Origin of the sequence: Acidovorax sp. MR-S7, assembly GCF_000400995.2 — a bacterium.
Lineage (GTDB): Bacteria > Pseudomonadota > Gammaproteobacteria > Burkholderiales > Burkholderiaceae_C > MR-S7.
The window spans coordinates 320,896-342,147 of the sequence record NZ_DF238999.1; the positions used below are offsets into that span (position 1 = coordinate 320,896).

20 protein-coding genes and 1 tRNA gene are annotated in these 21,252 nt (G+C 67.6%); 6 read left to right on the forward strand and 15 right to left on the reverse strand.

Features of this window, described 5'->3' with window-relative positions:
• Positions 1 to 12 precede the first annotated feature (12 nt).
• Both AVS7_RS22545 and AVS7_RS22550 read left to right on the forward strand, forming a co-directional pair.
• Positions 13 to 486 carry a YhbY family RNA-binding protein gene (locus tag AVS7_RS22545; RefSeq protein WP_020231024.1) on the forward strand — a complete coding sequence of 158 codons (474 nt, stop codon included), beginning with the start codon at positions 13 to 15 and terminating at the stop codon, positions 484 to 486.
• A 1-nt stretch (position 487) separates the two neighbouring features.
• Positions 488 to 1,240 (forward strand): hypothetical protein, encoded by a 753-nt coding sequence (locus AVS7_RS22550; protein ID WP_020231025.1) that lies wholly within the window; start codon positions 488 to 490, stop codon positions 1,238 to 1,240.
• 12 nt (positions 1,241 to 1,252) lie between these two features.
• On the opposite strand, the gene AVS7_RS22555 is transcribed toward AVS7_RS22550, so the two are convergent.
• From AVS7_RS22555 to AVS7_RS22595, 9 genes are all read right to left on the reverse strand, one after another.
• On the reverse strand, positions 1,253 to 2,122 hold the full coding sequence (locus AVS7_RS22555) for a Kdo hydroxylase family protein (protein WP_020231026.1): 870 nt from the start codon (positions 2,120 to 2,122) through the stop codon (positions 1,253 to 1,255).
• 2 nt (positions 2,123 to 2,124) lie between these two features.
• Positions 2,125 to 2,538, reverse strand: a complete 414-nt coding sequence (locus AVS7_RS22560; RefSeq protein ID WP_020231027.1) for a DUF4149 domain-containing protein — start codon at positions 2,536 to 2,538, stop codon at positions 2,125 to 2,127.
• A 2-nt stretch (positions 2,539 to 2,540) separates the two neighbouring features.
• Positions 2,541 to 3,017 (reverse strand): transcription elongation factor GreA, encoded by a 477-nt coding sequence (gene greA / locus AVS7_RS22565; protein ID WP_020231028.1) that lies wholly within the window; start codon positions 3,015 to 3,017, stop codon positions 2,541 to 2,543.
• Positions 3,018 to 3,122: 105 nt separating this feature from the next.
• Positions 3,123 to 6,365, reverse strand: coding sequence for a carbamoyl-phosphate synthase large subunit (gene carB, locus AVS7_RS22570; RefSeq protein ID WP_020231029.1), 3,243 nt, complete (start codon positions 6,363 to 6,365; stop codon positions 3,123 to 3,125).
• Between the two features lie 11 nt (positions 6,366 to 6,376).
• Positions 6,377 to 6,760: a hypothetical protein gene (locus AVS7_RS22575; protein WP_020231030.1), complete on the reverse strand. Its 384-nt coding sequence runs from the start codon at positions 6,758 to 6,760 to the stop codon at positions 6,377 to 6,379.
• A gap of 16 nt (positions 6,761 to 6,776) precedes the next feature.
• Positions 6,777 to 7,949 carry a glutamine-hydrolyzing carbamoyl-phosphate synthase small subunit gene (gene carA / locus AVS7_RS22580; RefSeq protein WP_024002122.1) on the reverse strand — a complete coding sequence of 391 codons (1,173 nt, stop codon included), beginning with the start codon at positions 7,947 to 7,949 and terminating at the stop codon, positions 6,777 to 6,779.
• A 292-nt stretch (positions 7,950 to 8,241) separates the two neighbouring features.
• Positions 8,242 to 8,318 (reverse strand) — tRNA-Val (locus AVS7_RS22585).
• A gap of 64 nt (positions 8,319 to 8,382) precedes the next feature.
• Positions 8,383 to 10,599, reverse strand: a complete 2,217-nt coding sequence (locus tag AVS7_RS22590; protein WP_020231032.1) for a RelA/SpoT family protein — start codon at positions 10,597 to 10,599, stop codon at positions 8,383 to 8,385.
• A 20-nt stretch (positions 10,600 to 10,619) separates the two neighbouring features.
• Positions 10,620 to 11,558 (reverse strand): alpha/beta fold hydrolase, encoded by a 939-nt coding sequence (locus AVS7_RS22595; RefSeq protein ID WP_034692001.1) that lies wholly within the window; start codon positions 11,556 to 11,558, stop codon positions 10,620 to 10,622.
• A 69-nt stretch (positions 11,559 to 11,627) separates the two neighbouring features.
• On the opposite strand from AVS7_RS22595, the gene AVS7_RS22600 reads away from it, so the two are divergent.
• On the forward strand, positions 11,628 to 12,410 hold the full coding sequence (locus tag AVS7_RS22600) for a 3-hydroxybutyrate dehydrogenase (protein ID WP_020231034.1): 783 nt from the start codon (positions 11,628 to 11,630) through the stop codon (positions 12,408 to 12,410).
• Between the two features lie 138 nt (positions 12,411 to 12,548).
• Here AVS7_RS22600 and AVS7_RS22605 read toward each other — a convergent pair whose 3' ends face one another.
• Positions 12,549 to 13,262 (reverse strand): SIMPL domain-containing protein, encoded by a 714-nt coding sequence (locus tag AVS7_RS22605; RefSeq protein WP_034692003.1) that lies wholly within the window; start codon positions 13,260 to 13,262, stop codon positions 12,549 to 12,551.
• A 220-nt stretch (positions 13,263 to 13,482) separates the two neighbouring features.
• Between AVS7_RS22605 and ompR the strand changes: the two genes are divergently transcribed.
• On the forward strand, positions 13,483 to 14,214 hold the full coding sequence (gene ompR, locus AVS7_RS22610; RefSeq protein ID WP_024002125.1) for a two-component system response regulator OmpR: 732 nt from the start codon (positions 13,483 to 13,485) through the stop codon (positions 14,212 to 14,214).
• Between the two features lie 126 nt (positions 14,215 to 14,340).
• Positions 14,341 to 15,840 carry a sensor histidine kinase gene (locus AVS7_RS22615; protein ID WP_034692005.1) on the forward strand — a complete coding sequence of 500 codons (1,500 nt, stop codon included), beginning with the start codon at positions 14,341 to 14,343 and terminating at the stop codon, positions 15,838 to 15,840.
• A 4-nt stretch (positions 15,841 to 15,844) separates the two neighbouring features.
• Here AVS7_RS22615 and AVS7_RS22620 read toward each other — a convergent pair whose 3' ends face one another.
• The 4 genes from AVS7_RS22620 to AVS7_RS22635 are packed head-to-tail and all read right to left on the reverse strand — an operon-like array spanning position 15,845 to position 19,915.
• Positions 15,845 to 16,687: a citryl-CoA lyase gene (locus AVS7_RS22620; RefSeq protein WP_024002126.1), complete on the reverse strand. Its 843-nt coding sequence runs from the start codon at positions 16,685 to 16,687 to the stop codon at positions 15,845 to 15,847.
• The gene (locus AVS7_RS22625; RefSeq protein WP_024002127.1) at positions 16,684 to 17,886 is read right to left on the reverse strand and encodes a CaiB/BaiF CoA-transferase family protein; all 1,203 of its coding nucleotides are present in this window, start codon (positions 17,884 to 17,886) and stop codon (positions 16,684 to 16,686) included. Before AVS7_RS22625 ends, AVS7_RS22620 begins: the two co-directional genes overlap by 4 nt.
• 2 nt (positions 17,887 to 17,888) lie before the next feature.
• A complete protein-coding gene (locus tag AVS7_RS22630) occupies positions 17,889 to 18,854 on the reverse strand; it encodes a tripartite tricarboxylate transporter substrate binding protein (RefSeq protein WP_020231040.1) in 966 nt (321 codons plus the stop codon).
• Between the two features lie 47 nt (positions 18,855 to 18,901).
• A complete protein-coding gene (locus tag AVS7_RS22635) occupies positions 18,902 to 19,915 on the reverse strand; it encodes an amidohydrolase (protein ID WP_020231041.1) in 1,014 nt (337 codons plus the stop codon).
• Positions 19,916 to 20,045: 130 nt separating this feature from the next.
• On the opposite strand from AVS7_RS22635, the gene AVS7_RS22640 reads away from it, so the two are divergent.
• Positions 20,046 to 20,759, forward strand: coding sequence for an IclR family transcriptional regulator (locus AVS7_RS22640; protein ID WP_020231042.1), 714 nt, complete (start codon positions 20,046 to 20,048; stop codon positions 20,757 to 20,759).
• A 9-nt stretch (positions 20,760 to 20,768) separates the two neighbouring features.
• Here the strand turns inward: AVS7_RS22640 and ispF are convergent, their stop codons facing one another.
• Positions 20,769 to 21,245, reverse strand: coding sequence for a 2-C-methyl-D-erythritol 2,4-cyclodiphosphate synthase (gene ispF, locus AVS7_RS22645; protein ID WP_020231043.1), 477 nt, complete (start codon positions 21,243 to 21,245; stop codon positions 20,769 to 20,771).
• Positions 21,246 to 21,252 lie beyond the last annotated feature (7 nt).

Genomic DNA, 21,252 nt, shown 5'->3' on the forward strand with positions numbered 1-21,252 from the left:
ATAATACGGCCCATGCCCCAAATCCAACTGACGCCCGCCGAGCGCCGCGCACACCGCGCCGACGCCCACCACCTCGATCCCGTGGTCCTGATCGGCGGCGACGGCCTCACGCCCGCCGTGCAAAAGGAAATCGATGCAGCCCTGAACGCCCACGGCCTCATCAAGGTACGCGTGTTCGGCGACGACCGCGCGGCGCGCGAGGCCATGTACCAGAAGCTGGCCGACGACCTGAACGCCGCGCCCGTCCAGCACATCGGCAAGCTGCTCGTGCTCTGGCGCCCGATCCCGGCCAAGGAAAAGGCCGTCGATGAGGACCGCATGCCCGGTCCACGCGACGTGAAGGTGCTCAAGTTCAGCAAGCGCGCCGGCCAGAAGCCCGAGGTGAAGCAGCTGCGCGTGCTCGGCAACCAGCGCCTCACGGCGGGCGGCCAGATCAAGCGCGCCAAGCCCAAGCAGAAATCGGTGAAGAAGCGCCAGGCGGACTGACATGCCTGCGCCTCAGCGCCACGTGCTCTGCATGAAGTGGGGCACCAAGTACGGCCCGGAGTACGTCAACCGCCTCTACGCCATGGTGCGCCGCCACCTGAGCGGCGAGTTCAACTTCGTCTGCCTGACCGACGACGGCACCGGCATCCGCCCCGAGGTGCAGTGCCTGCCCATTCCGCCGCTGAACCTGCACCTCAAGCCGGGCCAGCGCGACGGCGCGTGGAAGAAGCTCACCACCTTCGAGGCCGACCTGCACGGCCTGCGCGGCACCGCGCTGTTCCTGGACGTGGACGTGGTGGTCGTCGGCTCGCTCGACGCATTCTTCGAGCAGCCGGGCGAGTTCCTCATCATCCACGACTACCCGCGCTTCTGGCGCTTCGGCCAGCGGATCACGGGCAACTCGTCGGTCTACCGATTCAAACTGGGTGCGCATGCCGACGTGCTCGCATACTTCCGCGAGCACATGGACGAGGTGCAGGCGAACTACCGCAACGAGCAGACGTTCCTCTCGAAATTCCTGCACCGGCAGGGCAAGCTCTCGTACTGGCCCGAGGGCTGGTGCCCGAGCTTCAAGTACCACGGCATCCCGGCATGGCCCGCCAACTACTGGCGCGAGCCTTTCGTGCCCGCCGGCGCGCGCATCATGATCTTCCACGGCGAATGCAACCCGCCCGATGCGTTGGCGGGGCGGCGCAACAAGCGCATGGGGTTCATCAAGCCGGCGAGCTGGGTCGCCCGGCACTGGCGTGAGTGATGGTGCAAGCGATCAGACCAACTGCCTGCCTGTCAGCCGCGTGAGGATGGCCAGCGGGCTCGCCTCCTTGTCGTAGGCGTGGTCGGCGGGCAGATGCAGCGTCTGCTCCAGCATGTACTGGCCCGACATGACCGCGTGCGTGGCCTGGTCCGAGAAGCACACCCACACCGATCCGGCAGGGAACGGCACCGTTTCCTGCGGGCTGCTCTGCTGGTACGCCATGTCGCGCTTCATGCCGTCGTGCAGCTGCAGCATCAGGTGGTCGTATTCGCTGCGGAAAGACTTGGTCACGTGCCGCGCCTGCAGCACCTTGGCCTGCCATGCGGAATACGGCTTGGCCTTGGGCAGGAACGTGCGCGCCACCGTCTCGAAGGGCTCGCCCACGCGCCACACGCGCGGCACGCCATCGGAATTGACGTTGGCGAACACGCGCAGGATGCGCTCGCCGTAGTTGGGGCGCGAGGGGAAAGCGTCCACGTGCAGGCGCCGGTCGTCGGCGCGCCAGGACTGCTGGCGGCTTTCCACCTGCATGGGACGGTAGCTGGTCGGCGCCATGCGCAGCGCGGAGGTGTAGTGGGGCAGCAGCGCATCGACCAGGCCCAGCGCCTGCTGGCGGAAGCGCCCGATCATGCCCGCCAGCAGGGCCTGCGTGGCGGCGTCGCCCGCGGCGCCCTTGAGGCTGCCGTCGACGTTCAGGCTGATGTTGCGCGCGCCGGGGTCGCGTACGTCGGGACGCAGCAGCGGGCGCTCCTCGGGCTGCAGTTCGAAGCCCAGGCTTGGAAAGAACAGCACCTTGCCGGCCTCCAGCGCCGCGCGCCAGGCGTCATTGCCCTGCACGGCCTGCCAGTCGCTGCCCTCGATACGGATGACCTGGGATTCCATGGCTAACTCCCTTGCTTCGCTGTCTTCCACAACGTGATGCCCGCGCACAGCCACTGGACGAAATACATGCCGCTGCCCACGCCGTGCCACAGCCGCAGATTCTCGCGCGCCACGATGCGCGGCGCCACGCCGTACTGCACCAGCAGGGCCAGCAGCAGGCCGAGGATCACAAAAACCATAGCTGCTTGCGCCCATTGTTCGGGATTTTCGGCATGTTTTCGCTTGGAAATCACCAGCAGACAAGCGCAAGCCGCTATCGAAATATAAGTCTGCGCCGCGAACAGCTTGGCCGCCATGTTGCCCGCCATGGCCGGCGTGGGCAGGTGCGCGAACAGCAGCGGCACGGCCACGAAGCCGATGGCCGACAGGCTGCCCCACCAGAGGGCGGCGGCCAGCACGGGCAGGCGTTCGTACATGGTCAGATGTAGCTGACGGCCACCACCTCGTAGCGGCGCACGCCGCCCGGGGCCTGCACTTCGGCGGTGTCGCCCTCTTCCTTGCCGATGAGCGCGCGGGCGATGGGGCTGGAGACGTTGATGAGGCCCAGCTTCAGGTCGGCCTCGTCCTCGCCGACGATCTGGTACTTCACCGTGTCGCCGCTGTCCTCGTCCTCCAGTTCCACGGTGGCGCCGAAGACCACGCGGCCGCCCGCGTCGAGCGCCGAGGGGTCGATGATCTGCGCGGCGGAGAGCTTGCCCTCCACCTCCTGGATGCGGCCCTCGATGAAGCCCTGGCGGTCCTTGGCGGCCTCGTACTCGGCGTTCTCGCTCAAATCGCCCTGGGCACGCGCCTCGGCGATGGCGTTGATCACCGCGGGCCGGTCGACGGTCTTGAGGCGGTGCAGCTCTTCCTTGAGCTTCTCGGCGCCGCGCTTGGTGATGGGAATGGTGGCCATGGGAAAAAGTCTCCGTGAAAAGGGAAACCGCCGCGCGTTGCCGGGCGGCGGTTTCAGTTCAGCGCTTGATTATGCCGCGTGCGGCGGCAAGATCAAGCCAGGCCGTCAGGCCAGTTGGGCATGCAGCTCCTGCACCGAGTACACATCGAGCTTGTCGAGGTACTTCATGCCTTCCACGGCCGCCTCGGCGCCGAAGATGGTCGTGAACGTCGTCACGCGCGCCAGCAGCGAGCTGGTGCGGATCTGGCGCGAATCGGCGATGGCGTTGCGGCGCTCTTCCACCGTGTTGATGACCATGGCGATTTCGCCCATCTTGATCATGTCCACGATGTGCGGACGGCCCTCGGTCACCTTGTTGACCACCGTGACGGGCACTCCGGCCTCGGCGATGGCGGCCGCCGTGCCCTTGGTGGCCACGAGCTCGAAGCCCAGCTCCACCAGCTGGCGCGCGATCGCCACGGCGCGCGGCTTGTCGCCGTTCTTCACCGTCAGGAACACCTTGCCCGAGGTGGGCAGCTTGGTGCCCGCGCCGAGCTGGCTCTTGACGAACGCCTCGCCGAAGGTCTTGCCCACGCCCATGACTTCGCCCGTGGACTTCATCTCGGGGCCGAGGATGGTGTCGACGCCAGGGAACTTCACGAACGGGAACACGGCCTCCTTCACGCTGAAGTACGGCGGCGTCACTTCCTGCGTGATGCCTTGCGCCGCCAGCGTCTGGCCCGCCATGCAGCGCGCGGCCACCTTGGCAAGCTGGATGCCCGTGGCCTTGGAGACGAAGGGCACCGTGCGCGAGGCGCGCGGGTTCACTTCGAGCACGTAGATCACGTCCTTGCCGTCGGCCTCCTGGATGGCGAACTGCACGTTCATGAGGCCGACCACGTTCAGCCCCTCGGCCATCGCGGCGGTCTGGCGCTTGAGCTCGTCGATGGTGGCCTGCTTGAGGTAGTACGGCGGCAGCGAGCAGGCGGAATCGCCCGAGTGCACGCCGGCCTGCTCGATGTGCTCCATCACGCCGCCGATGAAGACCTTGCCCTCGGGGTCGCGCAGGCAGTCCACGTCGCACTCGATGGCGTCGTTCAGGAAGCGGTCGAGCAGCACGGGCGAGTCGTTGCTCACCTTCACGGCCTCGCGCATGTAGCGCTCCAGGTCGCGCTGCTCGTGCACGATTTCCATGGCACGGCCGCCCAGCACGTAGCTGGGGCGCACTACCAGGGGGTAGCCCAGCGCGGCGGCCTTTTCCAGCGCCTCGGACTCGGTGCGGGCCGTAGCGTTGGGCGGCTGGCGCAGGCCGAGGTCGTTGAGCAGCTTCTGGAAGCGCTCGCGGTCCTCGGCGGCATCGATCATGTCGGGCGAGGTGCCGATGATCGGCACGCCCTCGGCTTCCAGGCCCAGTGCCAGCTTCAAAGGCGTCTGGCCGCCGTACTGCACGATCACGCCCGCGGGCTTTTCCTTGTCCACGATCTCCAGCACGTCTTCGAGCGTGAGGGGCTCGAAATACAGGCGGTCGGAGGTGTCGTAGTCGGTCGAGACGGTTTCGGGGTTGCAGTTGACCATAATGGTCTCGTACCCGTCCTCGCGCATCGCCAGCGCCGCATGCACGCAGCAGTAGTCGAACTCGATGCCCTGGCCGATGCGGTTGGGCCCGCCGCCCAGCACCATGATCTTTTTCTTGTCCGTGGGCGCTGCCTCGCACTCGTCCTCGTAGGTCGAGTACATGTAGGCCGTGTTGGTGGCGAACTCGGCCGCGCAGGTATCCACGCGCTTGTAAACCGGGCGCACGTTCAGCGCGCGGCGTGCTTCGCGCACGGCCTTTTCGGTGGTCTTGAGCAGCTTGGCGAGGCGACGGTCGGAGAAGCCCTTTTTCTTGAGCGTGCGCAGCGTGTCGGCATCCAGGGCGGCCAGCGCGGCATCGCCCTTTCCTTCCGCGAGCTTGTCCAGGTCGAGTTCGATCTTCACGATCTCCTCGATCTGCACCAGGAACCACTTGTCGATCTTGGTGAGGTCGTGCACTTCATCGACGGACAGGCCCATCGCGAACGCATCGCCCACGTACCAGATGCGCTCGGGGCCGGGCTCGCCGAGTTCCTTTTCGAGCAGTTCGCGGTCCTGCGTCTTCTCGTTCATGCCGTCCACGCCCACTTCGAGGCCGCGCAGTGCCTTCTGGAACGATTCCTGGAACGTGCGGCCCATGGCCATGACCTCGCCCACGGACTTCATCTGCGTGGTCAGGCGGCTGTCGGCGGTGGGGAACTTCTCGAACGCGAAGCGCGGGATCTTGGTGACCACGTAGTCGATCGAGGGCTCGAACGACGCGGGCGTGGCGCCGCCCGTGATCTCGTTCTTGAGCTCATCGAGCGTGTAGCCCACGGCCAGCTTGGCCGCGACCTTGGCGATGGGGAAGCCCGTGGCCTTGGACGCGAGCGCCGACGAACGCGACACGCGCGGGTTCATCTCGATCACGATCATGCGGCCGTCCTTCGGGTTCACCGAGAACTGCACGTTGGAGCCGCCCGTGTCCACGCCGATCTCGCGCAGCACCGCCAGGCTGGCGTTGCGCATGATCTGGTATTCCTTGTCGGTCAGCGTCTGCGCCGGGGCCACGGTGATCGAGTCGCCCGTGTGCACGCCCATGGGGTCGAGGTTCTCGATGGAGCAGATGATGATGCAGTTGTCCGCCTTGTCCCGGACGACTTCCATCTCGTACTCCTTCCAGCCGAGCAGCGATTCCTCGATCAGCAGCTCGTTGGTCGGAGAGGCTTCGAGGCCGCGCTTGCAGATGGTCTCGAATTCTTCCGGGTTGTAGGCGATGCCGCCGCCCGTGCCGCCGAGCGTGAAGCTGGGGCGGATCACCGTGGGGAAGCCCACGTTCTTCTGCACGGCCCAGGCTTCGTCCATCGAATGCGCAATGCCCGAGCGCGCCGAGCCCAGGCCGATGCGCGTCATCGCGTCCTTGAACTTCAGGCGATCCTCGGCCTTGTCGATGGCCTCGGGCGTGGCGCCGATCAGCTCGACCTTGTACTTGTGCAGCACCCCGTTGCGCCACAGGTCCAGTGCGCAGTTCAGCGCGGTCTGGCCGCCCATGGTGGGCAGGATGGCGTCGGGGCGCTCCTTGGCGATGATCTTCTCGACCGTCTGCCAGGTGATGGGCTCGATGTAGGTGACGTCGGCCGTGGCCGGGTCGGTCATGATCGTCGCGGGGTTGCTGTTGATCAGGATGACCTTGTAGCCCTCCTCGCGCAGCGCCTTGCAGGCCTGTACGCCGGAGTAGTCGAACTCGCAGGCCTGGCCGATGATGATCGGGCCGGCGCCGATGATGAGGATGCTCTTGATGTCTGTGCGTTTTGGCATGGTGTATCGGTTCAGTCGGTGGCGGCAGAAGCTGCCACGGGGCGCCGTGCGTCAAGCCGGTCCAGCAGCGCCTGGGCGCGCTCGGCGGGCAGGCTCTTCTGCATGAGCTGGATCAGGCCATCGCCCTGCACCAGCGGGCGCAGCACCTCGGCCTCGGCCTCGTAGAAGGTCACGTCCCATTCCTGCAGGCCTTCGGCGAAGGTGGCGTCGTCCCAGGTCTTGCCCTTGGCGATCAGCGTGACCAGCGGCATGGCCTTGTTCTCCACGAACGCCTTCTTGTAGGGCTTTTGCTGCCAGCGCTCGGCGAACCATTCGCGGTGCGGCGCGGGCAGCGTGAGCATGCGCTTGTGGATCGCCTTCTCGAGCGCCGCGGCCGGGAAGCTGAAGAGTTTCATGGCGCCAGGATTTCCTTCACTTGGCCTTGGCAGCCTGCATGAGCGCCGTGAAGCGGTCGAACAGGTAGGCGATGTCGTGCGGGCCCGGCGAGGCCTCGGGATGGCCCTGGAAGCAGAAGGCGGGCTTGTCCTTGTGCTCCAGCCCCTGCAGCGTGCCGTCGAACAGGCTGATGTGGGTAGCGCGCAGCGTCTCGGGCAGCGTGGCCATGTCCACCGCGAAGCCATGGTTCTGGCTCGTGATGCTGACACGGCCGCTGTCCAGGTCCTTCACGGGATGGTTGGCGCCGTGGTGGCTGTTGTCCATCTTGAAGGTCTTGGCACCGGCGGCCAGCGCCATGATCTGGTGCCCCAGGCAGATGCCGAAGGTGGGCACACCGCTGGCGACGATCTGCTGCACGGCCGCGATGGCATAGTCGCAGGCAGCCGGGTCGCCGGGGCCGTTGGACAGAAACACGCCATCGGGGTTCATCGCCAGGACGTCGGCCGCGGGTGTCTGCGCCGGCACCACGGTGAGCTTGCAGCCGCGCTCGGCCAGCATGCGCAGGATGTTCAGCTTCACGCCGTAGTCGTAAGCCACCACGTGGAAGCGCGGCGCGTCCTGCGTGCCGTAGCCCTCGCCCAGTTTCCACTCGGTCTGGTCCCAAGCGTAGGTAGCGGACGTGCTCACGACCTTGGCCAAGTCCAGACCGTTCATGCTCGGCGCGGCCTGGGCGGCCGCCACGGCCTCGTCGATGCGCGCCTGCGTCACGGCTTCGCCCACGGCCAGCCCGACGATGACGCCGTTCTGCGCCCCCTTCTCACGCAACAGGCGGGTCAGCTTGCGCGTGTCGATGTTGGCAATGGCCACCGTGTCGGTGCGCACGAGGTACTGGGACAGGGTCTCGGCCTGGCGGAAGTTGCTCGCGACCAGGGGCAGGTCCTTGATGACGAGGCCTGCGGCATGGACCTTGTCGGCCTCGATGTCCTCGCTGTTGACGCCGTAGTTGCCGATGTGCGGATACGTCAGGGTGACGATCTGCTGGCAGTAGCTGGGGTCGGTGAGGATTTCCTGGTAGCCGGTGATGGCGGTGTTGAACACCACTTCGCCGACAGTGGTGCCGGTGGCACCGATCGAGTTGCCGATAAAGACCGTGCCGTCTGCAAGCGCCAGGATGGCGGGAGGGAAGGTTCCCTTGAGAGACAAAAGCACTGGGTTCTCCGATGGGTTGCGGGTCGCCCGGGAGCCCTCGGGAAGACGGTTCCTGAGGACTGCTGCTAGTTTAAGATTGCTTTGGATGCGGCCGGGCGACGTTTTTTGCGGGAAAGCCTCCTATTGTAGCGCGTCGGCTTCCAGCTGCCGGGCGCTTGCCCAAGCCCCGCGCCCGGCAAAGGGATAGCCATCTGGCGCACGAATGCACCAAGACACCGCAAGGCAAAAGGAAGAGGGGAGGCTGAACTCTCCTGCGTGCCGTGGAAGCTGGTCACTTCCACGAGGAGAGAAATGGTAGGCGCGATTGGACTCGAACCAACGACCCCCACCATGTCAAGGTGGTGCTCTAACCAGCTGAGCTACGCGCCTGTGTGTATTCGAGAAGTGAGATTGTAGCAGTAAAAAAGGCCGCTTCCGGCAAACGGCGCAATGCTCAACGCCGCCGCGCGGAACGCACGCCCGGAACGCTGCCGACGATGCCCAGCACCTTGTTCAGGCGGCCCGCGTCCGACACTTCCACGGTGAAGGTCATCCAGGCCGTGCCCTTGACGGACTGGGTCTGCACGCCGATCACGTTGGTCTTCTCGCGCGCGAACACCTCGGAGATATCGCGCAGCAGGCCCTGCCGGTCCGAGGCCTCCACAGCCACATCCACCGGGTAGACCGCCGCCGCCTGCAGCTGGGGCCGGCCCCATTCCACATCGATGACGCGCTCGGCATTGCGCGCCGCCATCTCGCGGAAGTTGCTGCAGTCCGCGCGGTGCACGCTCACGCCCTTGCCGCGCGTGACGAATCCGCGGATCTCATCGGGCGGCGCGGGCTTGCAGCACTTGGCGAGCTGCGTCATGAGCGAGTCCACGCCCACGACCAGCACCCCCCCCTTGGGCACGCTGTCCGTGCGCGCCTTGCGGATCAGCAACTGGTCTTCCGGCTCGGCCACGGGCTCGGGCGGGCGCAGCAGTGTCTCGATGGAGCGCAGGGAAAACTCGTCCTTGCCAACCACCTCGAACAGCGCCTCGGCCGACTTGAAGCCCAGCTGCACGGCCAGGTCATCGAGCTTGACAGCCGTCTTGCCTTCGCGCTGCAGCAGCTTCTCGACCAGCTCGCGCCCGCGCGCGACGGTGGCGTGCGTGGCCTGCGCGTTGAACCATGCGCGCACCTTGGCCTTGGCCCGGTTGCTGGTGAGATAGCCCAGCTCCGGGTTGAGCCAGTCGCGCGAGGGGCGCCCCTCCTTCACGGTGGTGATCTCCACTGTCTGGCCGTTCTGCAGCGGCGTGTTGAGCGGCACCATAGCGCCGTCCACGCGCGCGCCGCGGCAGCGGTGGCCCACGTTGGTGTGCACGGCATAGGCGAAGTCGACGGGCGTCGCTCCCTGCGGCAGTTCGACCACGGCGGCATCGGGCGTGAGCACGTAGATGCGGTCCTCGAACAGGCCGCTGCGGCTCGCGCCGCCGACCAGGTCGCGCTCCCAGGCCAGGAGCTGGCGCAGCACGGCGATCTTGGCGTCGTATTCACTGCTGGCGGACACGCCCGCGTAGCCCTTGGTGCCCGCCTCCTTGTAGGCCCAGTGTGCGGCCACACCGTGCTCGGCGTGGTCGTGCATGGCCTGGGTGCGGATCTGGATCTCGATAGCCCGGCCAGCCTCGTCGCGCACCACGGTGTGCAGCGACTGGTAACCGTTGGGCTTGGGGCGGGCGATGTAGTCGTCGAACTCGGCCTCGATGGGACTGAACTGGCTGTGCACCCAGCTCAGGGCCGCATAGCAGTCCTTGACGCTGGGCACGATGACGCGCAGCGCGCGGATGTCGAACACCTGGTCGAAGCCCAGCGACTTGCCGCGCATCTTCTTGACGATGCTGTAGATGTGCTTGGGCCGCCCCTGCACGCTGGCGCTGATGCTGCGCGCGCGCAGCTCGGATTCCAGCCGGCTGCGAACCTGCTCCATGTAGAGCTCGCGCTCCACGCGCTTCTCGTCCAGCAGACTCGCCACTTCCTTGTACGTGTCGGGCTCCAGGAAGCGGAAGGCCAGGTCCTCCAGCTCCCATTTCATCTGCCAGATGCCCAGCCGGTTGGCCAGAGGTGCGAACACCTGCAGCGCCTCGCGCGCAATGCCGGGCGACACCGCGCGCTTGGTCGCGGCATAGAAGCGCAGCGTCTGCAGGCGCGAAGCCAGCCGCAGCATGACCACGCGCAGGTCGCGCGAGAAGGCCAGCAGCATCTTGCGCACGTTCTCGGTATGCGTGGCAGCATCGTCCACCTGCAGGCCGGCCACCTGCGCCTCGCGCGCCTGCTGCTGCACGCGCATGAGCTTGGTGGTCTCGACGGCCAGTGCGGCGAAGTTGTCGCCGAATGCCTTGGCGATGACCTCCTCCGGCCTGTTGAGGTGCGCGCAGGTATAGACCAGGTAGGCGGCGGCCTGCATGGTCTCGGAGCCGCCCAGGTTCTTGAGGATGGCGGACACGGCATCCGCATGTGCGAGGGTGTTCTCCCCCGTACCCAGCGTCTCGCCGGTCAGCAGCGGTTCGGCGAAGGCGCGCGCGCGCGCCAATGCGCCGTCATGGCCGGGTTCGGTCTGCGCGGTGGCGGCGATGAGTTGCGGCACGGCCTCGGGCCGGCCCGCGGCAGCCGCCCCGCCCTGCCCCAGAGGCATGTGGCCGATGGCGCTGCTTCTCATGCGGCACCCTCCACGCCGTCGCCCTGCAGGAACGACACTACGGCATCCACTTGGCCCTGCGCCACCAGCGTGGGCGCGTGGCCTACACCAGCGAACTCCACCACGCGCGCACGCGGCCCGCGCTGCGCCATGTGTTGGGCCGTCTGCGCGGACAGCAGGTCGGACTCGGCCCCTCGCAACAGCAGCACCTGGGCCGTGATCTGCTCATAGAGCTGCCACATCTGCTGCTCGCCGGCACGGGCGGCCTCCTCGGTCAAGGTGCGGAACGGCACTGCGATGGCCGGGTCGTAATGCAGCGCCAGCCCTCCCTGCGGACCAGGCCGCACCATGGCGCGCGACAGCTCCAGCCACTCCTGCGGCGTGTGCGGCCCGAAGCTGCGCGAGATGGCCCACAGCGCATCCGCCGCCTGCTGCAGCGTCTCGAAATGCGCGGGCTGGCCCAGGTACTGGCCGATGCGCTCCAGCGCCTGCCACTCGATGGTCGGCCCCACGTCGTTGAGCACCAGGCGCCGCACGGGCACGGGCATCGGCAGGCCCGGCTGGCCGCACAGCACCATGCCGATGAGCCCGCCCATGCTGGTGCCCACCCAGTCCAGCATGCGCATGGGCGCCTGCTGGTGCAGGTGCGCCAGCAGGGCCAGCATGTCGGCGGCATACAGCGGAATCTGGTAGCCCATGGGATCGGCCAGCCAGTCGCTCTGGCCCCGGCCCACCACATCGGGACAGACCACGCGGGCGTGAAGGCTCATGGCACGGGCCAGGGTATCGAAGTCGCGGCCCTGGCGCGAGAGGCCGTGCGCGCAGACCACCACGCGCGGGTGCGCCGCGTCGCCCGTGGCATTCCACTTCCAATAGGCCATGCGGTGGCCTTCTTCTGCGGAGCCCACGGCGGCAGGGCCGGGGCACGGTACGTATTTCAGCGTAGGTTGAATCATGGAAACGGTACCGTCATGCAGCGCTCGATAATGCTTGGATTGCATCCTAATTCATTCGGAGAGACTCTCATGCTGAAAGGCAAAACCGCACTCGTCACCGGCTCCACCAGCGGCATCGGCCTCGGGATCGCCATGGCCCTGGCACGCCAGGGCGCCAACATCGTGCTCAACGGCTTCGGCGATGTGGACGGCCCCCGCGCGCAGGTACTGGCCGCGGGCAGCGCGTCGGACGTGCGCGTGGCCTACCACGGCGCCGACATGAGCAAGCCCGCCGAGATCGAGGACATGCTCAAGTACGCCGCCTCCCAGTTCGGACGCGTGGACATCCTGGTGAACAACGCGGGCATCCAGCACGTGGCCAGCGTGCAGGACTTTCCGGCGGAGAAGTGGGACGCGATCATCGCCATCAACCTGACCAGCGCCTTCCACACCTCGCGCCTGGCGTTGCCGGGCATGCTGGCCGCAGGCTGGGGGCGCATCATCAACGTGGCGTCGGTCCACGGCCTGGTGGGTTCGGCGCAGAAATCCGCCTACGTGGCGGCCAAGCACGGCATCGTCGGCCTGACCAAGGTGACGGCGCTGGAAACCGCCACCACCGGCGTGACCTGCAATGCGATCTGCCCGGGCTGGGTGCTCACGCCCCTGGTGCAAAAGCAGGTGGACGCCAAGGCCGCCGAGCATGGTCTGTCCAACGAAGACGCCAAGAAGCTGCTGCTGGGAGAGAAGGAACCTTCCATGCAGTTCACCACGCCCGAGGAACTGGGCGAACTGGCCGTGTTCTTCTGCTCGCCGGCAGCCAACAACGTGCGCGGCGTGGCCTGGAACATGGACGGCGGCTGGACAGCCCAGTAAGAGAACACCCCTCTGAGCCGCTGCGCGGCGTCTGCCGGCCTGGGTGGCGCCAGTGCCGCAGGGCTTGCCCATCGCTATTATTCCAATAGCTGCTTGCGCTTTCTGGATAAGCGCCAAAGGCCGATTTGGCTTGAGATATCAGCGCAACTGCACCGAGCCCGACACGGTGACCACCACCTGTGCCTTGCCCGCCTCCACCGGCACGGGCGCATCGGCGAAGGATGCAGCTTCAGCCTTCATGGCCATCACGCGCGGGCGGGGGCCGGGGAACATCTCGTTGCTGTTCACCGCCACCTCGCGCAGCGTGTAGCCGCCGAAGCCGAAACCCCGCGCCAGCTCCGTGGCACGGGCCTTGAACGCCTCGATGGCCTGGGACTGCGCCTCGGTCTCGGCCTTGGCGCGTGCCTCGCGCGACAGGTCGAATGCGATCTGGCTGATGGCCATGCTCTGCACCTTGCCCGCCGTGCCGGTGATGCGCTGGAAGTCGCGGCCTTCCAGCACCAGTTCCGCGCGGCCCTGCCAACCGGCGATCTTGCCGTCCTTGCCGTGGCGCGGGTACAGGCTGAAGGCGCCCGTGCGCACATCCATCTGCTGCGGCTGGGCCTGGCGGCGCGCCTCGGCCAGGGCCGCATCCAGCGCCTGCTTGAGCTGCGTCTGCACTGCCGCCGCGTCGGGCGCTTCCTTGGTGGCGGCCAGGGTCACCACCAGCAGGTCCTGCTGGGTTTCCACGGTGCCCGCGGCCGACAGTTGCAGCACATTCTGCGGCGCGGATGCGCCACCGTTCTGAGCAAAACCCGCAGAAGCGCCCACCAATAAAGCGGCAGCAGCTATTATTTTTACAGCATTCTTCATTGATTTTCCCTTCCTGCCCATGAGGGCCTCCACGCGGATGCGCCATCCGCTGACATACAAGCGTAGCCGCCGAAACGGCCGTTTTGGTGACGTGCGGGTAATGTCGATGGCACGTGGCGCAAAACCTGTAACACTTGGTCAAAGCTCTCGGAAAAACGCGAACTTTGCGCTGCAAGCTGGTCAGAATCGGCTCTGTTACAAATTGGACCGGGATCACAACATGGCAACTACGACCAACCGTACCGACAAAGTGCTCGTGGTGGACGACGATGCGCGCATCCGCGATCTGCTGCGCCGCTACCTCACGCAGGAGGGCTTCGAGGTCATGGTGGCGGAAGACGGCAAGGCGCTCAACCGCATCCTGCTGCGCGAGACGGTGGACCTGATCGTGCTGGACCTCATGATGCCCGGCGAGGACGGCCTGTCCATCTGCCGCCGCCTGCGCGCGGCCAACGACCGCACGCCCATCATCATGCTCACCGCCAAGGGCGAAGACGTGGACCGCATCGTGGGCCTGGAGGTGGGTGCCGACGACTACCTGGGCAAGCCTTTCAACCCGCGCGAGCTGCTCGCACGCATCCACGCCGTGCTGCGCCGCCGTCCGCCGCAGGAGGCGCCGGGTGCGCCCTCGGGCGACAACGAGGTGGTGACCTTCGGCCCCTTCACGTTCGACCTGGGCACGCGCGCGCTGCAGAAGAATGGCGAGGAACTGCCGCTGACCACAGGCGAATTCGCCATGCTCAAGGCCCTGGTACGCCACCCGCGCCAGCCGCTGTCGCGCGAGAAGCTGGCGCTGCTGGCGCGCGGGCGCGAATTCGAGCCCTTCGACCGCAGCCTGGACGTGCAGATCTCGCGCCTGCGCAAGCTGGTCGAGGTGGACGCCGCCGCCCCGCGCTACATCCAGACGGTGTGGGGCGTGGGCTACGTGTTCGTGCCGGACGGCACGAACTAAGGGAGCCCCCCTGAGTCGCCTTCGGCGCCTTCCCCCCAGGGGGACGCCGCCCGCGGCCTGGCGGAGCCAGCTCCGCGGCGGCTGCTGGCATGGCGGGTGCCGGTTTCAAGCCGTCCATGCTTTCTCATGAGCGCTAGTCATCATCATCCTTCCGACGCGACCAGTCCGGCACCGCTGGAAGCGCCTGCCAGCCAGCGAGCCCAGCGCGCGCGCGTGGGGCTGAATCTTTTCTGGCGCACCTTCTTCCTGCTGTCGCTGCTGCTGGTGGGCAGCATCCTGGCGTGGCTGCAGACGCTGCGCGCGTTGGAGTTCGAGCCGCGCACGCTGCAGACGGCCCAGCAGATCGCTTCGCTGGTCAACCTGAGCCGCGCCGCGCTGATCCACTCCGATGCGATCGCCCGCGTCTCCCTGCTCAAGACCATGGCCGACCAGGAAGGCGTGCGCATCCTGCCGCGCGAGCCCGGCGACAAGTTCGAGCTGCTGCCCCCCTCTGCCCTGGGTGCGCGGCTGACGGAGGAGCTCACCCAGCGCCTGGGCCCCGGCACCATCGTGGCCAGCAGCGTGAACGGCGAGAACGGGCTGTGGGTAGGCTTCACCATCAACGGCGACCTCAACTGGCTGCTCATGGACCGCTCGCGCCTGTCGGCCGCCAGCGGCAGGACCTGGCTGATCTGGCTCATCACGGCCGGCGCACTGTCGCTGGCGGGTGCAGCGGCCATCGCACGGCTCATCAACCGGCCGCTCAAGCAGCTCTCGTACGCCGCCAACCGCGTGCGCGACGGCGACTTCGCCGCCAGCCAGCTCGACGAGGAGGCGGTGACCAGCGAGATCCGAGAGGTGAACATCGGCTTCAACCGCATGGCGCAGAAGCTCGCCAAGCTGGAGCAGGACCGCGCGGTCATGCTCGCCGGCATCTCGCACGACCTGCGCACGCCGCTGGCGCGCCTGCGCCTGGAAACCGAGATGAGCGTGCTCGACGAGGTGGCGCGCGAGCACATGGTGGCCGACATCGTGCAGCTCGACGCCACCATCGACAAGTTCCTCGATTACGCGCGTCCCGACACGGTGACGCTCAGCCCCGTGAACCTGCACGGCGTGGTGTCCTCGTGCGTCTACGCCGTGCAGGACCACCGCGAGCTGCAGATCACCATGAACGTGCCCGAGGAGCTGAACGTGCTGGCCGACGAGGTGGAGCTGGCGCGCGTCATCTCCAACCTGCTGGAGAACGCCCGCCGCTACGGCAAGGACCGCGAGACCGGCATCACCACGGTGGACATCGCCGCCAAGGCGCGCGAGAAATGGGTGCTGGTCAAGCTGCGCGACCACGGCCCCGGCGCCCCGCCGGAGCAGCTCGCCAGCCTCACCAAGCCGTTCTTCCGCAGCGACTCGGCACGCACCGCCGCGGCCGGCGCGGGGCTGGGCCTGTCCATCGTGGACAAGACCGTGCAGCGCATGGGCGGCATCTTCGCGCTGGCCAATTCCGCGTCGGGCGGCCTCGTGGCGCACATCCAGCTCCAGCGCGCCGCCGACCTGCCGGGCGGCCAGGGGCCGGAGCAGCGCCTGCAGCGCCCGCAGATCAAGCGCCACCTGCCTCCCGAAGCGCGCAAGCCCGCGCGGCCCGTGTAGCCGGCTAGCCTTCGGAGCCGGGCAGCGGCCGCCGCGCGGGGCCGTCGTAGCTCCAGAGGTATTCGCGGGGTATCGGCCCCTTATTGCGCCCGCCCTGCTGCGTCTGCTCCCAGGCGTGCGCCAGGATGCCGACGGAGCGCGACAGGCAGAAAAGCCCGCGCGCCAACGGAGCCGGAAAACCCAGCTCGGCATAGATCACTGCCGTGGCGCCGTCGATGTTCATGGGGATGCGCCGGCCGCCCTTGCGCGAGGCCAACACGTCTTCGACGGCCCTGCCGATCAGCGCGAACCGGCCGCTGACCACGCCCGCCTGCGCAGCTTCGTCCACCAGTTCCAGCAGGCGCGGCGCCCGCGGGTCGATGGGGTGGAACCGGTGGCCAAAGCCCGAGACGAACTTTCCATGGCGGCCGATGGCCTCGTCGAGCCCCGCGCCGGCAGCGGCCTGCAGTTCCTCGCCGGCATCCATGCGCCGAGCAATGTCCACGTACATCTCGACGGCCTGCTCGCCCGCCCCGCCGTGCACGTCGCCCAGCACGTTCACCGCAGACGCCATCGCGTTGTTCAAGCCCACGCCGCACGTGGCGGCCATGCGCGCGATGGCGATGCTCGGCGCCTGAGGTCCGTGGTCCACCGCGGCCATCAGCGCGGCATCCAGCAGCCGCGCCTCGCCGGTGGACGGCAGCTCTCCGCGCGTCATCAGCCAGATCATCTGGGCGAAGCTGACGTTGCCGATCAGCTCCTGGATCGGGTAGCCGCGATAGCGGATGCTGCCCGGCGCCATGTCGATGATGGACGTGCGCCACCAATCCTGCACGCCTCGCTTCACTTCTTCTGCTGTTGCGCTCATATGGCCTCCTGTTGCCTGAGGGACGCGATCTCATCCTCTTGGAACCCCAGTTCGGCAAGGATGGCGTCCGTATGTTCGCCCAACCGGGGCGGAGGGGCCGCGACGGAGGGCGCCTCGCCATTGAGCTTGAAGCCCGTGCGCACCAGCCGGACATCGCGGCCGACGCCTGGCACGTCCTCGTAAGTGGCGACCATGCCGCGTGTGGCGATCTGGGGGTGGTCCAGCGCCTGGGGCACGGTCAGCACCGGACCGGCGGGGACGCCGGCCGCGTTGAACAGCCGCCACCATTCGTCGGCGGAGCGCGCGGCCATTTCCGCTTCCATCGACTGCGTGAGCTCGGCACGGTGCTTCAGCCGGGCATGGCGATCGGCGAACCGAGCATCCTGCTTCCACTCGGGGCGGCCCAGCACCTCGCACACCTGCTCGAACTGCTCCTGCTTGTTGGCAGCGATGTTCAGCAGGCCGTCGCCCGTCCTGAAGGTGCCGGAGGGACTCGCGGTGACGTTGTCGTTGCCCATGGGCTGCGGGACGCGTCCCGCCACCAGGTAGTTGGAAACCGCCCAGCCCATCGTGGCCATCGTGGCCTCCAGCATCGACACGTCGATGAAGACGCCCTCGGCCCGCTGGCGATCGGCCAGGGAAGACGCCACGGCGAAGGCCGCCGTGATGCCCCCGATGGTGTCGGCGATGGGGTAGCCGACGCGCAGCGGCGCCGAGTCCGCGTCGCCGGTGACGCTCATCACCCCGGACATGCCCTGGATGATCTGGTCATAGGCAGGCAGGTCCCGCAGCGGCCCCGACTGGCCGAAGCCCGAGATCGCGCAGTAGATGAGCCTGGGGTTCTCCTGGAGCAGGTCGGTGTAGCCCAGACCCAGGCGGTCCATCACGCCCGGGCGGAAGTTCTCCACCACCACGTCCGTCGTGCGCACGAGCTGGCGGAACACCTGCTTGGCCTTGTCCTTCTTGAGGTCGAGCGTGATGGAGCGCTTGCCGGGGTTCTGGGCGAGGAACGACACGCCCATGTGGCGGCGGTTGAGCTCCACATCCGCGCCCAATTGGCGTGCCAGGTCGCCCCCGGTCCGGGTTTCGACCTTGATCACGTCCGCGCCCATGTGCGCGAGCTGGTGGCAGCAAAAAGGGCCGGCAAGCACATTGGTCAGGTCCAGCACCCGAACGCCCTGCAGAGGTTGTATCGGCATGCTCACTCCGGCTTGATGCCGGCCTGTTTGATCACTGCGCTCCAGCGCTGGATCTCGCTGTTCACGAACTGCGTCGCCTGCTCGGGCGTGTTGCCCACCACGGTGAGCCCCATCTCGGCGAATTTCTTCCTGGCCTCGGGTTGCGCCAGGGCGGCATTGATGGCCTTGCCGAGCCTGTCGACGACGGGCTGGGGCGTGCCTGCCGGCGCGCCGAGCCCGACCCAGTAGTCGATGTCCATCGCCGGGATGCCCGCCTCCTTGGCCGAAGGCACGTCGGGCAGCAGCGCATTGCGCTCCGCACCGGTCACCATCAGCGCCCGCAGCTTGCCGCTGCGGACATGGGACAGCGCGGTGGGCACCGCGGTGATCAGCGCCTGCACCTGGTTGCCCATCAGGTCGGCAAGCACCGCGCCGGCCCCCTTGTAGGGCACGTGCACGATGTCCGTGCCGGTGACGCTCTTGAACAGCTCGCCGGCCAGATGAGTGTTGGTGCCGTTGCCTCCCGAACCATAGTTGAGCTTGCCGGGCTGCGCCTTGGCCAGCGCGATGAACTCCTGCACCGTCTTGGCGGGCACGTTCGGATTCACCACCAGCACGTGCGGCACCTTGACGGCCGTCGTGATCTGGGAGAAAGCCTTGAGCGGGTCGAAAGGCATGTTCGGCAGCAAGCCGGCGGCGATCGCGTAGGCCAGCTCGACCGTCAGCAGCGTGTTGCCGTCGGGAGCCGCGCGCGAGGCGAGCCCCCAGCCGATGAGCCCGCCGCCTCCGGTGCGGTTGTCGACCACCATGGGCGAGCCCACGCTCGGCGCCGCGAACTGCGCGATCACCCGTGTCGAGAGGTCTGCCGTCCCGCCGGGCGAATAGGGAACGATGATGGTGATGGGCTTGCCCTGTGCGAAGGCAGGAGCGCCGAGCACGCTGGCGGCGCCCGCCAGAAGCATGTGGCGGCGTACGTTGTCGATTGGCATGGATGTCTCCTGAGTGGTAGTGGTGGAAAGAAGAAAAGGAACGGCCTTCACCCAAGCCGATAGACGCAGCGGGCAGTGCCCTCGAAAAGCGCCTGGCGCTCCGTGGCGCTCGCGCCGGCCGCCAGGCGCTTGAAAGCGTTCCAGACGGTGGCGTAGCCGTACGAGCCCTTGTCGACAGGGAAATTGCTCTCGAACATGCAGCGCTCGGCGCCGAAGGCCTCGATGAGCGTGTGCATCCAGGGCTTCCAGGTGTCTGCCAGGTGCTGGGAGGTGGGCGGGCGCTCGCCCTGCTCGAAGCCGAAGCCATTGACGCGCATGCCCAGCCCGCCCAGCTTGACGAAGACGTTAGGCAGCGCCGCCAGTGCCTGCATCGACTGCGCCCAGAGGCCGAAGACCTCCGCACGGCGTTCCGCATAGGCGCCGATGCGCACGATGCCGCCGCAGTGGTTGACGATGACGGGCGTGTCCGGGAACGCCTTGGCCAGGTCCAGCAGCTCCGGCAACTGCGGAAAGAAAAGCCACGCGTCGTACGACAGGCCCAGCGGGGCGAGCTGCGCCACGCCCTCCCGATAAGCCCGGTCGAGCAGGAGCCGGGCGGGAGCCGCCGACAGCGGGTTCACCAGCGAGGCATCGGCATCCCAGGCCGTGAGGTGCCGGATGCCGCGAAAGCGGCCGCGCCCCGCCGCGATGTGCGCCTGGAGAACCTCCCGCACCCGCGCGCCCTGGCGCAGGTCGGCATGCCCCACGATCCCGGCGGCAACGCGGACGTTGCCCGCAGCCAATGCTTCGGTGGCCGCTGCCACGTAGGCCGTTTCGCCCACGGGCCGCAGTTGCGCAGGCCCGTCCTCGCGGTACCGGGTCTGGGCCTGCATGTAGACCGTCGCACGCACGTTGTGCCCCGTGTGCACGTCCGCCAGGAATTCGTCTGCCAGGTAGGTCCAGCCGGGACGGTCGTAGAAGTGGTGGTGCGCGTCCACGATGGGCACATCCGGCTCCAGCACCTCTTCCGGCCCCAGTGCCAGCCACTCCGGACGGACCGCCAGGTAATTGCCGCTGCTCATGGCGTTGTCTCCTGCAATTCTTGTTTTGTTCTATAAGTTAGAACATAGATCCAATGTATGGAACAATGATAGAAGCGCCTCACCGGCCTGTCAAACGGAGCCCCCCTGTTTTCCCGTTACCCTCGGGCCCATGCCGAAGAAGTCCACGATCGCCTCTCTCGCCGATGAACAGGCCGCTCCGGGCGGCGCGGCGGCCGTCGACAAGGCCATCACCGTGCTTGCCGCATTCCGGTCGGGCGACAAGGTCTTGAGCGTCACGGAGCTGGCAGAGCGCACCCGCCTCTACAAGAGCACCGTGCTGCGGGTCCTGGCGTCGCTCGCTCATGGGCGGCTGGTGCAGAAGACGGCGGACGGCCTGTGGGGGCTGGGCCCGGAAGTCGCGCGGCTCGCGTCGGTCTATTCGGCGTCCTTCTCGCTGGAAGACCTGGTGCTGCCGGAAATGCGCGCTCTGACGGAGCGCACCGGGGAGAGCGTTGCGTTCCACGTCCGGCAAGGCGACCAGCGCTTGGTGCTCTACCGCGTGGATTCGCCCCAGCTGCTGCGCGACCACGTGCGGGCGGGCGACCTGCTCCCGCTGGACCGCGGCGCGGGCGGCCGCGTGCTGATGGCCTGCGCCGGAGCCAAGGGCCGTCTATACGACCAGGTGCGGCGCGACGGCTACGTGATGGTGACGGGAGACCGTGTCCCCGGCCTGGTGGGCGTCTCCGCGCCGGTGTGGAATGCGGCGCATGAGCTGGTCGGCGCGTTGACGCTCACGGCGCCGGAGCAGCGGATGCAGCCGTGGTTCGTCGATGCACTGCGGCACTCGGCGCAAACGCTGACTGGGCAATTGGGCGGCGGCTAGCCGCGGTTTTCAGCGCTGCAGCAGCACCGCCGCGCGCGCCTCGATCGACAACCCCTGCCCTGCGGGCCCCAGGCGCTCGGCCGTCTTGGCCTTCACGTTCACCTGGTCCGTCTCCAGGCCGAGCGCGCGCGCGATCGATGCGCGCATCGCGGGGATGTGCGCGGCCAGGCGCGGCGCCTGGGCGATCACGGTGCTGTCCACGTTGCCGATGGCGTAACCCTCTTCGCACACGCGGCGCGCGGCCTCGGCGAGCAGCACGGAAGAATCCGCGCCCTTGAAACGCGCATCGGTATCGGGAAAGTGGCTGCCGATGTCGCCCAGCGCCGCCGCGCCCAGCAGCGCATCGGTGATGGCGTGCAGCAGCACGTCGGCGTCGGAATGGCCGAGCAGGCCCATCGCGTGGGGAATCGTTACGCCGCCGATGACCAGCGGCCGGCCCGGCACCAGCGCGTGAACGTCCCAACCCTCGCCAATCCTGAAATCCATGCGTGCT

Bases quoted from the DNA above. Each gene is read 5' to 3' on its own strand.
- AVS7_RS22545 (WP_020231024.1), top strand. From the start codon at position 13: ATGCCCCAAATCCAACTGACGCCCGCCGAGCGCCGCGCACACCGCGCC.
- AVS7_RS22550 (WP_020231025.1), top strand. From the start codon at position 488: ATGCCTGCGCCTCAGCGCCACGTGCTCTGCATGAAGTGGGGCACCAAG.
- AVS7_RS22555 (WP_020231026.1), bottom strand. From the start codon at position 2,122: ATGGAATCCCAGGTCATCCGTATCGAGGGCAGCGACTGGCAGGCCGTG.
- AVS7_RS22560 (WP_020231027.1), bottom strand. From the start codon at position 2,538: ATGTACGAACGCCTGCCCGTGCTGGCCGCCGCCCTCTGGTGGGGCAGC.
- greA (WP_020231028.1), bottom strand. From the start codon at position 3,017: ATGGCCACCATTCCCATCACCAAGCGCGGCGCCGAGAAGCTCAAGGAA.
- carB (WP_020231029.1), bottom strand. From the start codon at position 6,365: ATGCCAAAACGCACAGACATCAAGAGCATCCTCATCATCGGCGCCGGC.
- AVS7_RS22575 (WP_020231030.1), bottom strand. From the start codon at position 6,760: ATGAAACTCTTCAGCTTCCCGGCCGCGGCGCTCGAGAAGGCGATCCAC.
- AVS7_RS22590 (WP_020231032.1), bottom strand. From the start codon at position 10,599: ATGCCTCTGGGGCAGGGCGGGGCGGCTGCCGCGGGCCGGCCCGAGGCC.
- AVS7_RS22595 (WP_034692001.1), bottom strand. From the start codon at position 11,558: ATGATTCAACCTACGCTGAAATACGTACCGTGCCCCGGCCCTGCCGCC.
- AVS7_RS22600 (WP_020231034.1), top strand. From the start codon at position 11,628: ATGCTGAAAGGCAAAACCGCACTCGTCACCGGCTCCACCAGCGGCATC.
- AVS7_RS22605 (WP_034692003.1), bottom strand. From the start codon at position 13,262: ATGAAGAATGCTGTAAAAATAATAGCTGCTGCCGCTTTATTGGTGGGC.
- ompR (WP_024002125.1), top strand. From the start codon at position 13,483: ATGGCAACTACGACCAACCGTACCGACAAAGTGCTCGTGGTGGACGAC.
- AVS7_RS22615 (WP_034692005.1), top strand. From the start codon at position 14,341: ATGAGCGCTAGTCATCATCATCCTTCCGACGCGACCAGTCCGGCACCG.
- AVS7_RS22620 (WP_024002126.1), bottom strand. From the start codon at position 16,687: ATGAGCGCAACAGCAGAAGAAGTGAAGCGAGGCGTGCAGGATTGGTGG.
- AVS7_RS22625 (WP_024002127.1), bottom strand. From the start codon at position 17,886: ATGCCGATACAACCTCTGCAGGGCGTTCGGGTGCTGGACCTGACCAAT.
- AVS7_RS22630 (WP_020231040.1), bottom strand. From the start codon at position 18,854: ATGCCAATCGACAACGTACGCCGCCACATGCTTCTGGCGGGCGCCGCC.
- AVS7_RS22635 (WP_020231041.1), bottom strand. From the start codon at position 19,915: ATGAGCAGCGGCAATTACCTGGCGGTCCGTCCGGAGTGGCTGGCACTG.
- AVS7_RS22640 (WP_020231042.1), top strand. From the start codon at position 20,046: ATGCCGAAGAAGTCCACGATCGCCTCTCTCGCCGATGAACAGGCCGCT.
- ispF (WP_020231043.1), bottom strand. From the start codon at position 21,245: ATGGATTTCAGGATTGGCGAGGGTTGGGACGTTCACGCGCTGGTGCCG.